Origin of the sequence: Prosthecomicrobium sp. N25 (assembly GCF_037203705.1) — a bacterium.
Lineage (GTDB): Bacteria > Pseudomonadota > Alphaproteobacteria > Rhizobiales > Ancalomicrobiaceae > Prosthecodimorpha.
Map to the genome: position 1 here is coordinate 271993 of NZ_JBBCAT010000004.1, position 12860 is coordinate 284852.

A 12860-nucleotide genomic window follows, 5' to 3' on the forward strand; every position below is an offset into this window, starting at 1 on the left:
ATGAGCGAGCCGTCGACCGCGAAGGATCCGCTGCTGCAGCCCTACCGCCTGAAGCACCTGACCCTGCGCAACCGCTTCATGTCGACGGCGCACGAGCCCTTCTACACCGAGGACGGCCTGCCGAAGGACCGGTACCGGCGCTACCACGCCGAGAAGGCCCGGGGCGGCATCGCGCTGACCATGATCGGCGGCTCGTCGGTGGTCGCCGAGGACAGCCCGCAGGCCTTCGGCAACGTCCTCCTCTTCAAGGACGAGGTCGTCCCCTGGCTCCGACGCCTCGCCGACGACGTGCACGAGAACGGCGCGGCCGTGATGATCCAGATCACCCACCTCGGCCGGCGCACCGGGTGGAACAAGGAGGACTGGCTGCCGGTGATCGCGCCCTCGCCGGTGCGCGAGCCGGCGCACCGGGCCTTCCCGAAGGCGATGGAGGACTGGGACATTGCGCGGGTGATCGCCGCCTACGCGGATGCGGCCGAGCGGGTCAAGGCGGGCGGGCTCGACGGACTCGAGTTCGAGATGTACGGCCACCTGATCGACCAGTTCTGGTCGCCGGCCACCAACCTCCGGACGGACGACTACGGGGGCAGCCTCGAGAACCGTATGAGGTTCGGCTTCCAGGCGCTTGAAGCTGTTCGTGAAAGGGTTGGGCCGGACTTCGTCGTCGGCGCGCGGATGGTCTGCGACGAGGACTGGACGCGCGGGCTCAGCCGCGCGGAGGGGCTGGAGATCGCGCGGCGGCTCGCCGGGTCGGGCCTGATCGACTTCATCAACGTCATCCGGGGCCACATCGACACCGACGAGGCGCTGAGCCATGTGATCCCCGGCATGGGATACCGCTCGGGGCCGCATCTCGACTTCGCCGGCGAGGTCCGGGAGACGACGCGCTTCCCCGTCTTCCACGCCGCGCGCATCCAGGACGTGGCGACGGCCCGTCACGCGGTGGCGACCGGCAAGCTCGACATGGTCGGCATGACCCGCGCCCACATGGCCGACCCGCACATCGCCCGCAAGGTCGCCGAGGGCCGGGAGCACGAGATCCGGCCCTGCGTCGGCATGGGCTACTGCATCGACCGGATCTACTTCGGCGGCGACGCGCTGTGCATCCACAACGCCGCCACGGGGCGCGAGGGCCTGCTTCCTCACGAGGTCACGGAGCGGGCCGCGGCGCCCCGCCGGGTCGTCGTGGTCGGGGCGGGCCCGGCCGGGCTCGAGGCGGCGCGGGTGGCGGCGGCGCGCGGACATGCGGTGACGGTCTTCGAGGCGGCCGACGAGGCGGGCGGGCAGGTCCGGGTGACGGCCGGGCTGAAGCGCCGCCGGGAGATCCTCGGCATCATCGACTGGCGCATGGACCAGTGCCGCCGGCACGGGGTGAGGTTCCGCTTCAACACCTACGCAGAGTCGGCTGACATCCTTGGAGAAAATCCTGATCTCGTCATTCTCGCCACTGGCGGAATTCCGAATGTGGACTTCCTGGACTCCGGCGCCGACCTGGTGACGACCACATGGGACGTGCTGTCCGGCGCGGCGCGGCCGGGGGAGACGGTCATCCTCTACGACGACAACGGCGCGTATCCCGGCATGACCGCGGCCGAGTTCCTGGCGGAGGCGGGGTCGCGGCTTGAGATCGTCACGCCGGAGCGCACGCTCGCGCCGGAGGTCGGCGGGACCAACTATCCGGTCTACTTCCGGGCCTTCGCCAAGGCGGGCGTCAAGGTCACGCTCAATGAGCGCCTGCGGGCGGTCCGGCGCGAGGGCAACGGGCTCGTGGCCGTGTTCGAGCAGGAGTACGGCGGGGCGCTCGTCGAGCGGCGGGCCGACCAGGTCGTGGTCGAGCACGGGACGCTGCCGCTCGACGAGCTCTATTTCGCCCTGAAGCCGCTCTCCCTCAACCTGGGCGCCCTCGACCAGCGGGCCTTCGTGGAGCTCCGGCCGCAGACCGCGGCGGCCAATCCGGAAGGCCGCTTCCGCCTCTACCGGATCGGCGACGCGGTCGCGTCGCGCAACATCCACGCGGCGGTCTACGACGGCCTCCGGCTCGCCCTGGCGATCTGAGCCGGCGGGGCCCTCAGAGCTGCACGCCCTTGGTCAGGGCTCCGTCGATGACCAGGTTCGTGCCCGTGGTGAAGGACGAGGCGGGGCTCGCCAGGAACACGATGCCGCGGGCGATCTCCTCGGCGGTCGCCATGCGGCCGGTCGGGTTCAGGGACAGGGCGGTCTTGAACAGGTCGGGGATGTTCTGCTCGATGTGCTGCCAGATGCCCTTGTCGAAATAGGTGTTGCCCGGCGACACCGCGTTGGCGCGGATCATCTTCGGCGCGAGGCGGTAGGCGAGGCCCTGGGCGTAGTGGACGAGGGCGGCTTTGAAGGCGCCGTAGGCGGGTCCGGTGAAGTCGATCTCGCGGCCGGACACGCTGGAGATGACCGTGATCGAGGCGGACTTCGACTTCTCCAGGTAGGGCATGGCCGCGTTGACGGTGCGCACGGTGTGCATCATGTCGACGTTGAAGCCCTTCATCCAGGCGTCCTCGTCGTCGGCGACCGCGAGCGCGGAGACGTTGGCGACCACCATGTCGAGGCCGCCGAGAGCCTCGGCGGCGTCCTTCACGAAGGTCTCGAGCGCGTCCTTGTCGGCGACGTCGAGGGCGCGGCCGAAGGCCTTGACGCCCTTCGCCTTCAGGGCCGCGACGGTCTCCTCGACCTCGCCGGCGTTGCGGGCGCAGACGGCCACGTTCGCGCCTTCGTCGGCGAAGAGGTCGGCGGCGCGGCGGCCGATGCCCTTGGTGCCTCCGGTGACGAGCGCGGAGAGGCCTTTCAGTCCGAGATCCATGGGGGCGTTCCTTGTCGAGGTCCGGCGGCTAGGGCCGGGTGTGTCGGGAAGAGGGGCGGTCGGCGCGGCCCGCGTCCGCCGCCGGTCAGGTCCGGCAGTCGGCGGCGGGTGAATGCCGGCGGTCAGCCGCCGATGTAGGACTTCAGGATGGAGGCGCCGAGCGTGTATTTCGGGTCCACCATGTTGCCCACGCGCAGGCGGCCGGCCTGGGTGCAGAGGAAGTAGGCCTCGGACTCCTCGAAGCCGTAGTCGCTCGCAAGCCACCGGATGAGGTCCCGGTAGGCCATGCGGGCGGCGTCCTCCATGGGGCGCGCGGAGCCGATGCTCATGATGAAGTCGGCGGTCTCGAGCCGGACGCCGGGGATCGACCAGCCCTTGATCAGGTCCACCTGGACGGTGGCGTAGGCCGGGATCTCGACCGCGACGCCGCAGAGCTCGCCGTCGCCCTGCCGGCCGTGGCAGTCGCCGAGGTAGAGGTAGGCGTCCTTCAGGTTGACGGGGAAGTAGACCACGGCCCCGGGTCCGACGTCCGGCAGGTCCATATTGCCGCCCCAGTAGTCGGGCTGCAGCGACGATACCGCCTCGATTTCGGGGCTGACGCCGAGCGTGCCGATGAAGGGCTCGTAGGGCAGGGTGACCCGGTCGGAGAACTTCACGCCGGCGCGGGTCACCTCCATCTTCTTCACGCGCTCGGGGATGGGCGCGTTGAGCATGGCGGTGGTCGGCGTGGCGACGAGGCCGCCGAACTCGGGGATCAGCGCGGTGGTGCCGGCCGGCTGCGGGCCGCGGGGCTCGATGTCGAGGATGTGGACGGCGAGCACGTCGCCCTTCTCGGCGCCTTCCACGGCGACCGGCCCGCATTGCGGGTTGACGAAGGGCATGTTCAGCACGCGCGACGGCATGTCGGCTTCGGTCTTGATGGCGCCCCCGAAGGCGTCGTGGGTCTCGGCGCGCACGACGTCGCCCGGGCGGATCCTGAGCACCGGGTCCGCGTAGGGGCCGTAGACGTAGCGATATTGGCCCTGCACCGCCTCGGTCAGCTCGTGCGTGGCCCCGCGCACCCCGCGTGCGACCCCGCGCCGGCCCATGTAGGACGTCCCGATCCAGCTCATACTTGCGGTCCCCGTGAGCTCTGTGAAAACACGTAGGCTAGAGTGGCGCAGGGGAACGGCGGCGGCAAGGGGCGCGTCCGGCTATTCCGCCGCCGCGCCCGCGGCCTCCTGGAGGATCGGCTCCACGCGCCGGAGGTCGTCCAGGGGGATGTGGCAGAAGATCGTGTGGCCCTCGCCGGCGTCGCGGGCCGGCGGCGGGGTGGTGTCGCAGACGGGGCCGACCTTGCGGGGGCAGCGGCCGGCGAAGCGGCAGCCGGGAGGGACGTCGATCGGGCTCGGGATCTCGCCCTTCAGGCGGATGCGCTTCTGGGTGACGGTCGGGTCGGCGACGGGGACCGCGGAGAGGAGCGCCTCGGTGTAGGGGTGGTAGGGTGGGTCGAACAGGCGGGCGACCGGGCCCTGCTCCATGACGCGGCCGAGGTACATGACGACGACGCTGTCGGCGAGATGGCGGACGAGCGCGAGGTCGTGGCTGATGAAGACGATCGTGGTGCCCTTCTCGGCCTGGATCTGTAGGAGGAGGTTGACGATCGCGGCCTGGACGGAGACGTCGAGGGCGGAGACCGGCTCGTCGGCGACCAGGATGGCGGGGTCGGCCGCGAAGGCGCGGGCGATGGCGACGCGCTGCTTCTGGCCGCCGGACAGGCGCACGGGGCGCTGGCGCTTCAGGGCGCGCGGCAGGCGGACCATATCGAACAGGCGGTCGATGCGGGCGTCGATCTCCGCGGCGGTCGCCTTGCCGCCGAACTTGCGCAGCACGCGGGCGATCGGGAAGCCCGCGCTGTGGGAGGGGTTCAGCGTCGCGTCCGGGTTCTGGAAGACCATCTGGATCTCGGCCAGCTGCTCGGGCGTGCGCTGGCGGGCGCTCTTGGCGCCGAGATCGTCGCCGAGGACCACGAGACGGCCGCCGGTCGCGGGCTGCAGGCCGGAGAGGACGCGGGCGAAGGTCGACTTGCCCGAGCCGGACTCGCCCACGATGGCGATGATCTCGCCCCGGCGGGCCGAGAAGGTGAGGTCGTCGTTGGCGATGAGCTTGCGCGCGCGGGCCGAGAAGGAGAAGGCGGGCCGGCCGAGGTCGTAGGTCTTCGACAGGTGCTCGGCGGCGAGCACGGTCTCGAGGCCGGGGCGGACCGGGTGGACGGCGCCGGCCTCGCCGCTCTCGAAGGCCTCGACCTCGGCGTGGCGGACGCAGCGGACCCGGTGCTCCGCCGCGACGCGCTCCTCCGGCACCGGACGGTCGCAGCGCCCGGCCGTGAAGCCGGCGCAGCGGGGCCCGAAGCCGCAGCCCTGCGGGCGACGGGCGAGGCCGGGGGGCTGGCCCGGGATCGGCAGGAAGGAGGTCGTGTGCTTGTCGCCGCCGAGATGGGGCACGCAGGCCATCAGGCGGCGCGTGTAGGGGTGGCGCGGCCCGGCGAAGATCTCCCGGACGGGGGCTTCCTCGACGAGGTCGCCGAGGTACATGACGCCGACGCGCTCGCAGACCTTGGCGACGACGCCGAGGTTGTGGGTGATGTAGAGGAGGGCGGTGCCGAACTTTTCCCGGAGCTCGCCGACGAGGTCGAGCACGGCGGCCTCGACCGTGACGTCGAGGCCCGTCGTCGGCTCGTCGAGCAGGAGGAGCTTGGGATTGGCGAGGAGCGCCATGGCGATGACCACGCGCTGCTTCTGGCCGCCGGACATCTGATGCGGGTAGCGCTCCATGACGCTGTCGGGGTCGGGCAGGTGCACGTCGCGCAGGATGCGGCGGGTGGCCTCGCGCGCGCCGGCGGCGTCGAGGCCGGCGTGCAGCATGGGGACTTCCATCAGCTGCCGGCCGATCTTCATGGTCGGGTTCAGGGCGGCGTTGGGGTCCTGGTAGACCATCGAGACGCCGCGGCCGCGCACCTTGCGCAAGACCTCCGGCGACGCCTTGGCGAGGTCCTGGCCGTCGAACAGGATCCGGCCCCCGGCGATCCGGCCGGTCTGGCCGAGGTGGCCCATGATGGCCATCAGGAGGGTGGACTTGCCGCAGCCGGACTCGCCGACGAGGCCGTAGCTCTCGCCCGGACCGATCGACAGCGTGAGGTCGGGGATCGCCGTCACCACCCCGGAGGCGGAGTGGTACTGGACCTTCAGGTTCTCCAGGGCGAGGAGCGGCGCCGCCATCCCGTCAGTCCTTCAGCGAGAGTTCGCGGATGCCGTCGGCGAGGAGGTTGAAGCCGAGCACCAGGGTGACGATGGCGATGGCCGGGAAGAGGGCCATGTGCGGGTTCACCGACATCATGGTGTTGGCCTCCTTGACCATCGTGCCCCAGTCCGGATCGGGCGGCGGCAGGCCGAGGCCGAGGAAGCCGAGGATGCCCATGGTGATGATGGTGTAGCCGACGCGCAGGCAGAAGTCCGTGATGAGCGGGCCCCGGCAGTTGGGCAGGAGCTCGACGAACATGATGTAGAGCGCGCTCTCGCGGCGGAGTTCGGCGGCGGCGACGTAGTCGAGGTGGCGCTGCTCCAGCGTCAGGCCGCGCACGATGCGGGCGATGCCGGGGCCGGAGGCGAGCACGACGGCCAACATGATGTTCAGGATGGACGGTCCGATGGTCGAGATCAGGATGACGTAGAGGATGATGATCGGGAAGGACAGGATGACGTCGCCGGCCCGGCTGATCACGGCGTCGACCTTGCCGCCGTAGTAGCCGGCCATCAGGCCCAGGGGACAGCCGACGAGGTAGGCGCAGACGGCGGCGAGGGGGGCGACGGTCAGCACCCGGCGGGCGCCCCAGATGATGCGCGAGAGGATGTCGCGGCCCTTGGTGTCGATGCCGAGCCAATGTTCGGCGGAGGGCCCCGGCTTGGCGAAGGCGAGGAGGTCGGGCTTGTTGGGCGGATGCAGCGGCAGCCAGGGCGCCGCGATCGCCAGCACGACCCAGACGAGCACGATGGCGAGGCCCACCATGGCGACCGGGGAGGTCGGCAGCCTGCGCAGGAGGCCGGGCGGGGTTTCGATCTTCTCGGCGGCCCGGGCAGCCGCGGTGCCGGTGGTGTCGGTCGCGGTCATGAGAGCCTGATCTGCGGGTTGAGGAGCGCGTAGCCGATGTCGCTGACGAACTGGGTGGCGACCGCGACCGTCAGCGCGATCAGCGTCGCGGCCTCGATCAGCTGGATGTCGCCGAACAGCGAGGCCTCCAGGATCATGCGCCCGAAGCCCGGATAGGCGAAGACCATCTCGGTGACGACCACGCCGGAAATCAGGAAGTTGATCTGCAGCAGGATCACCGTGAAGGGCGCGATCATGGCGTTGCGCACGCCATGGCGGACCACCACGGACCGGAAGGAGAGGCCCTTCAGGAGGGCGGTGCGGATGTAGGGCTTGTTCATCACCTCGGCCATGGAGCCGCGCACCATGCGGACCACGTAGCCGGTGTCGTAGAGGACGAGGACCGCGACGGGCAGGATCAGCTGGCTCCAGATCGGCCAGCCGGAGGCGGTGTCGAGAGGGCTGGTGCCGGGCAGCCATTTCAGGCCGACGACGAAGATGGCGACCAGGAAGACGCCGGAAGCGAATTCGGGAATCGACGTCGTGACGATGCCGAAGACGGAGATGGTGCGGTCGAGCACGCTGCCCTCCCGCATGCCGGCGAGGATGCCGAGGGCGAGCGACAGCGGGACGATCAGCGCGAAGGCGAGGCCCGCGAGCAGGCCGGTGTTGGCGAGCCGCTTCCAGATGACGTCGTTGACCGGCACCTTGTAGAGCGTCGAGTAGCCGAAGTTGCCGAAGTAGCGGTCGCCGCGCGGGTCCTTGAAGTCGAGGCCGAGTTCCGGGTCCTGCAGGGGGTCCGCCTTCAGGCCAAGCAGCACGCCGAGCCAGCGGCCGTAGCGAACCACCAGGGGGTCGTTGAGGCCGAGCTTGCGGTAGAGGAGGTCGACGCTCTCCTGGGGGGCATAGGGGCCGAGCGTCTTGCGGGCGACGTTGCCGGGGGAGAACTCGGTGACGGTGAAGACGAGGAAGGAGGCCGCCAGGAGCGTCAGCGCAAGCGACAGGAACTTCTTGGCGACGGCTTCAAGCATCGATCGGCCCGGCCTCGGCGCAGCCGGAGGCGGCGGCACCCGCCTTCAGCATAGACCGCCCGTTTCCGGCCGTGGTGTCCTCAAACCGACGTGCGAGGCGACGCCGGCCGGATTTCTCGCGCCCTTGACCTTCGGGAAGACAGGCGCGGTCCGGATAGTCTATAGAGTCTCGAGGAACGGGAGGCCGGCGGGAGCGTGCCAGGGCAGGGGTATCGGCGCCCGATCTTGGTAAATCAGTCACGTCTTCCGCGGATGATGGAACGGGCACTCGGGGAGGAGCAGGCGTTCGGCATGCCAATCGGACCGGATCGGATCGCAGGAGGGCTCCTGGTCCTGCTCTTCGGGGCGGGCGGTGCGGCCCTGACCGGGGAGGCGCGCGCGCAGTCGGCGGCCGAGCCGCCGCGCGTGGGGACCGCCGACCTCCTGTCGCCGACGCCCGTGGCGGCCGAGCCGGTCTGGGGCGCCGCCGTCTTCCTCGGCGCGTCCGGCGGCGGGGCCGACCTGCACGTGCTCGCCTACAAGCCCTGGCACATCGATCCGTCGGACCATGTCTTCGCCGGGACGGCCGTCAGCCGCCGGCTCGCCCGGTTCTGGACGGACTTCACGGTGGAGGCGGAGGTCGGGGCCGGGCAGCGGGTCGGCAACCGCTACCACGCCAGCGAGGCCTGGGTGGCGGGCTACCTGCGCTACGACGGCTTCCCCTGGAACCGGTTCGTCAAGACGTCGGTCGCCTTCTCCACCGGCCTCAACATCATCGACAACCTGCCCAGCGAGGAGACGCGCCGGGCCGACAAGCACCATTCCCACCTCCTGCACTACTTCTCGCCGGAGGTGACCTTCGCGCTTCCCGAGGCGCCGAACCACGAACTCGTGGTGCGCTTCCAACACCGCTCGGGCGTGTTCGGCACGTTCAACGGGGTCTGGGGCGGGTCCAACGTGGTGGCGGTGGGGTACCGGTATCGGTGGTGAGCGCCGTCAGGCCCCCGCGAGCCAGGATCGCGGCCACAGGGGCCAGTATCTGGCGGAGACGCGGGCTTGCAGCCAGGGGCTGAGCCCGATCAGAATGATTCCGATCGAAAAGAGGCACCAGACCGCCGGCCATTCATTGGGATTGTCGGTCAGCATGTTGGCGAGGATCGGGCCCGCGAGGGCGTGTATCAGCACGAACCGCCAGGCACCGTAGAGCGCAGGCACCAAAAAGACGGCGATCATGTAGGTCGGAAAGGTCAATCGAAGTCCGGCCGGCTGGGCCATACCCAGGAGGTCGTTGTAGGGAATGTTCCACGCGATATGCCAGTTGCCGGCCACCAGGCACAGCGGCGATCCGCAGAGGACGTCCCCCGGGCGGCATTGCCCCGCCCAGGCGAAGGGGTAGAGCTGCATCAGCATGACGGTCGCCGAGAGGCACGCGATGATGTAGACCGCCGGTGCGACGCGCCGGCGGACCTCGGCCGGTACCAGTTCCATCGCGAAGGCGTTGATGACGAGCGGCTGGAAGGCGATGTGCAGATAGGAGAGCAGGGTGACCGACTGGTTCAGCGGGTCGCCGCACTGCCCGACCACGCCGTAGCCCGCCGCTTGCAGCGCTTCCATGATGGTGAAATAGCCAAACGCCACCGGGATCGCCGGACGTGACCGGCGCCGCAGGGCGACGACCGTCGCGGCGGATCCCGCGACCACCATGGCGACCGACGCGGAGAAGGACCAGCACATCGAGGCTCTCCCGACCCCGGTTTTGCCTGATGCGATGGGGGCTCCGTCATCCTAGTGGATTCTGAATGTCTTGCACCGTCCGGGTTTCGGGTCGGCTCCGGGCAACGGGCCTGGCCGCTCCGCGTGCCCGGCCCTGAAAACAGGAGCGCCGCGGTGCCAAGGCACCGCGGCGCTCCCGAACCCGACGGGGACGATCAGGCCTCGAGGCCGATCTTCCAGCCGAAGAGGTAGTTGGTCGGATGCATCGAGAAGCCCTTCACCTTCTTGTCCATGAAGGTGAAGGTGTTGCGGAAGACGGGCTGGACCAGCGGGCCGTCCTCCTGGAGGATCTTCTCGAGCTCGGCCACGATGGTCTTCCGCTTGGCGAGATCCACGGTGCCCTCGGCCTGGGTCAGGAGTTCGTCGAACTTCTTGTTGGAGTAGCCGGATTCGTTCCACGGAACGCCGGTGCGGTAGGCGAGGCCGAGGCACATGATGGCGAGCGGGCGATGATACCAGATCGTCACGCCCATCGGCACCTTGGTCCAGACGTCCCAGTACTGGGCGCCCGGCATCGGCTTGATGGCGATCTTGATGCCGGCCTCCTCCCACATCTGCTGGCAGGCCTCGGCCATGGCCTGGAACCAGGCATGGTCGTTCGGCACGATGATCTCGCTCGAGATGCCGTTCGGGTAGCCGGCCTCGGCGAGCAGCTTCTTGGCCGCGGCGACGTCGCGCTTCATCGGCGCGAGCGGGGCGTAGTCGGGATGCGAGACGGAGCAGTGGTGATGCTCGCCGATGGTGCCGAGGCCGCGCAGGGCGACCTTCAGCACGACCTCCGGATCGACCGCGAGGCGCATGGCCTTGCGGACGCGCGCGTCGTCGAAGGGCTTGGAGTCCGAGCGCATGCGCATGACGCCCGTTTCGGCCGTCGGCACCTGGTAGAAGGCGAGGTGCGGCAGGGCGGCTAGCGCGTCGTACTGCAGCGGGTCGGCGAAGACGAGGCCGTGGATCTGCTTGGAGGCGAGCGCCGCGATGGCCGCGGAGGCGTCGTCGCCGACGTCCACCTGCTCGATGCCGTCGAGCGCAGCGTCACCGCCCCAGTAGCCGGGATTCTTCCGGAAGACGGCCTTCTTGCCGACCTCGTACTCGACCAGCTTGAAGGGCCCCGTGCCCTGGGCGCCGACGCCGAAGACGCCCTTGTCGTCCGGGTGGAGGATCGCCATCGGGTAGTGGAAGAGGTGCTCGGGAACGGCGACCTGCGGGGCCTTGCAGTTGAAGCGGACGGTGTAGTCGTCGACCTTTTCGATGGCGTTCGCCGCCCAGATCTCGGTCGTCGGCTTGCCGTCGGCGCCGGTCTTGTCGTTCAGCATGTAGCCCTTCATCAGGCCGATCATGGACGAGCCGACCGCGGGGTCGAGGACACGCTTCAGGTTCCAGATCACGTGGTCGGCCACGAGCTCCTGGCCGTTGTGCCACTTCACGCCCTTGCGCAGCTTGAAGGTCCAGGTCTTCAGGTCGTCGGTGACGGTCCAGCTCTCGAACAGGTAGGGCCGGGTGACGCCGTCGGCGTCCGTGACGGTCAGGTACTCGACCACCTGCCGCGAGATGTTCGAGTCGTAGCCGCCCCACGAATAGGTATGGGGGGACTTGATCTCCTTGATGCGGGTGCCGATGCGCAGGACGCCGCCCTTGGGCAGGGCGGCCTGGGCGGCGGCGGAGGGCGCGAAGGGCTCGCCGGTGACCTTGCCCGCCAGCGCGTAGGCGGCCGGGGCGGCGAGGCCGAGCAGCGTCGCGTAACGGACGAATTCGCGCCGATCCATGGTCTTGTCGGCGAGTTGCCGCGTGAGCTTGTCGAGATGGGGAACCTTACGCTCTTCGGTCATCTTCCACCCTTTCACTCCGGGGTCGCGACCCCTATTCTCGTTGAGGCTATGCTTAACCGGCGGACCTGTCGAGGGCAATAAACCCGGTGTCCCCTCATGTGGAGACAACCGATGACGTCTTGGGAAAGCTATGCTGTCGTGCGATAGCCCCAGCAGAAAATCTGATGCTCCGCCGTGCTAGCCTTGAACATCGGCGCGGAAGGGTGTCCGATCAGGCCGGATGGTCTTGGAGACGGCTCCAGCGGAGCCTGCCCCCGCATTCCGGGACCGGCATTCATCGGTCAAGGTGCGGCGAGGGCAGGGGTTGCCGCTTGCCGGGGTTCGACATGCGGGCGCTCGACTGCGACATGCTGGGGCCACGGTTGGGCTATCCGGCCCTCGTCGAGGCGCTGCGGGCCGGGCATCGGGCCGGGGTCGACCTGGTCGAGCGAACCCTTCTGACCGAACCGCGCCCCGGCGCGCCGAACCATCTCCTCGTCTGGCCGGCCTGGCGCTTCGGCGGCCATCTCGGGGCCAAGCTCGTGTCGGTATTCCCGGGCAACGGGGAATCCGGCGGGGCCCCCACCAACGCGACGGTCTATGTGCTCTTCGACGGTCGCGATGGGCGGCCTCTCGCCTGCCTGACCGGCGACGCGTTCACGACCATGAAGACCGCCGCCGACAGCGCGCTCGCGGCCAGATATCTGGCGCGGCCGGAGGCGGAGGTCCTCGCGGTGCTCGGCGCCGGTGCCCAGGCGCCCGCCCAGGTCGCGGGGCTCGTGGCGGTGAGGCCGGGGCTCCGGCGCGTCCTGGTGTGGAACCGGACGGGGGCGAGGGCGCTGGCGCTGGCGGCCTCGCTCCGGGCGCAGGGTCTCGACGCTGAGGCCGTGACGGAGGCCGGGGCGGCGGTCGCGCAGGCGGACATCGTGACGGCCGTCACGGGCGCGACCGAGCCGATCGTCGAGGGGACCCGGCTGCGGCCCGGCACCCACGTAGACCTCGTCGGCGGCTTCACGCCGGCGATGCGCGAGGCCGACGACGAGACGGTCCGGCGCGGACGTCTGTTCGTCGACACCCGGCGCTTCACGGTCGGGGCCTGCGGCGACCTCGCCCGGCCGATCGCCGACGGGGTGATCGGCGAAGGCGACATCGCGGGGGATCTCTTCGAGCTCTGCCGGGGCGAGGTGCCCGGCCGGCGCGACGACCGCGAGATCACGGTCTTCAAGAACGGCGGGGGCGGGCACCTGGACCTGATGACCGCGGTGGCCTTCTGGGAGGCGGCCGGACAACCGTGAGCGGCTCCAGCGGGCGGGGCCG

At 69.9% G+C, this 12860-nt stretch carries 10 protein-coding genes; 3 read left to right on the forward strand and 7 right to left on the reverse strand.

All coding sequences use genetic code 11. The features are described from left to right. Positions 1–2055, forward strand: a complete 2055-nt coding sequence (locus WBG79_RS23510) for an NADH:flavin oxidoreductase (protein WP_337359675.1) — start codon at positions 1–3, stop codon at positions 2053–2055. A gap of 13 nt (positions 2056–2068) precedes the next feature. Here WBG79_RS23510 and WBG79_RS23515 read toward each other — a convergent pair whose 3' ends face one another. From WBG79_RS23515 to WBG79_RS23535, 5 genes are all read right to left on the reverse strand, one after another. Then, positions 2069–2830 carry an SDR family NAD(P)-dependent oxidoreductase gene (locus tag WBG79_RS23515; RefSeq protein ID WP_337359676.1) on the reverse strand — a complete coding sequence of 254 codons (762 nt, stop codon included), beginning with the start codon at positions 2828–2830 and terminating at the stop codon, positions 2069–2071. A 122-nt stretch (positions 2831–2952) separates the two neighbouring features. After that, entirely contained in the window at positions 2953–3942 is a 990-nt protein-coding gene (locus tag WBG79_RS23520; RefSeq protein ID WP_337359677.1) for an acetamidase/formamidase family protein, read from the reverse strand. Positions 3943–4023: 81 nt separating this feature from the next. After that, on the reverse strand, positions 4024–6087 hold the full coding sequence (locus WBG79_RS23525) for an ABC transporter ATP-binding protein (RefSeq protein ID WP_337359678.1): 2064 nt from the start codon (positions 6085–6087) through the stop codon (positions 4024–4026). Between the two features lie 4 nt (positions 6088–6091). Then, positions 6092–6976 carry an ABC transporter permease gene (locus WBG79_RS23530; RefSeq protein ID WP_337359679.1) on the reverse strand — a complete coding sequence of 295 codons (885 nt, stop codon included), beginning with the start codon at positions 6974–6976 and terminating at the stop codon, positions 6092–6094. Next, positions 6973–7986: an ABC transporter permease gene (locus WBG79_RS23535; RefSeq protein WP_337359680.1), complete on the reverse strand. Its 1014-nt coding sequence runs from the start codon at positions 7984–7986 to the stop codon at positions 6973–6975. Before WBG79_RS23535 ends, WBG79_RS23530 begins: the two co-directional genes overlap by 4 nt. Before the next feature lie 291 nt (positions 7987–8277). On the opposite strand from WBG79_RS23535, the gene WBG79_RS23540 reads away from it, so the two are divergent. After that, a complete protein-coding gene (locus tag WBG79_RS23540) occupies positions 8278–8955 on the forward strand; it encodes a hypothetical protein (protein WP_337359681.1) in 678 nt (225 codons plus the stop codon). Between the two features lie 6 nt (positions 8956–8961). Here WBG79_RS23540 and WBG79_RS23545 read toward each other — a convergent pair whose 3' ends face one another. Next, on the reverse strand, positions 8962–9699 hold the full coding sequence (locus tag WBG79_RS23545; protein ID WP_337359682.1) for a DUF5765 domain-containing protein: 738 nt from the start codon (positions 9697–9699) through the stop codon (positions 8962–8964). Positions 9700–9893: 194 nt separating this feature from the next. Next, entirely contained in the window at positions 9894–11564 is a 1671-nt protein-coding gene (locus WBG79_RS23550) for an ABC transporter substrate-binding protein (RefSeq protein ID WP_337359683.1), read from the reverse strand. A 311-nt stretch (positions 11565–11875) separates the two neighbouring features. Between WBG79_RS23550 and WBG79_RS23555 the strand changes: the two genes are divergently transcribed. Continuing rightward, positions 11876–12838 carry a hypothetical protein gene (locus WBG79_RS23555; RefSeq protein ID WP_337359684.1) on the forward strand — a complete coding sequence of 321 codons (963 nt, stop codon included), beginning with the start codon at positions 11876–11878 and terminating at the stop codon, positions 12836–12838. Positions 12839–12860: the final 22 nt, after the last annotated feature.

What these genes read in the sequence shown, in the direction of transcription:
- WBG79_RS23510 (WP_337359675.1), top strand. Translation starts at nt 1, where the DNA reads ATGAGCGAGCCGTCGACCGCGAAGGATCCGCTGCTGCAGCCCTACCGC.
- WBG79_RS23515 (WP_337359676.1), bottom strand. Translation starts at nt 2,830, where the DNA reads ATGGATCTCGGACTGAAAGGCCTCTCCGCGCTCGTCACCGGAGGCACC.
- WBG79_RS23520 (WP_337359677.1), bottom strand. Translation starts at nt 3,942, where the DNA reads ATGAGCTGGATCGGGACGTCCTACATGGGCCGGCGCGGGGTCGCACGC.
- WBG79_RS23525 (WP_337359678.1), bottom strand. Translation starts at nt 6,087, where the DNA reads ATGGCGGCGCCGCTCCTCGCCCTGGAGAACCTGAAGGTCCAGTACCAC.
- WBG79_RS23530 (WP_337359679.1), bottom strand. Translation starts at nt 6,976, where the DNA reads ATGACCGCGACCGACACCACCGGCACCGCGGCTGCCCGGGCCGCCGAG.
- WBG79_RS23535 (WP_337359680.1), bottom strand. Translation starts at nt 7,986, where the DNA reads ATGCTTGAAGCCGTCGCCAAGAAGTTCCTGTCGCTTGCGCTGACGCTC.
- WBG79_RS23540 (WP_337359681.1), top strand. Translation starts at nt 8,278, where the DNA reads ATGCCAATCGGACCGGATCGGATCGCAGGAGGGCTCCTGGTCCTGCTC.
- WBG79_RS23545 (WP_337359682.1), bottom strand. Translation starts at nt 9,699, where the DNA reads ATGTGCTGGTCCTTCTCCGCGTCGGTCGCCATGGTGGTCGCGGGATCC.
- WBG79_RS23550 (WP_337359683.1), bottom strand. Translation starts at nt 11,564, where the DNA reads ATGACCGAAGAGCGTAAGGTTCCCCATCTCGACAAGCTCACGCGGCAA.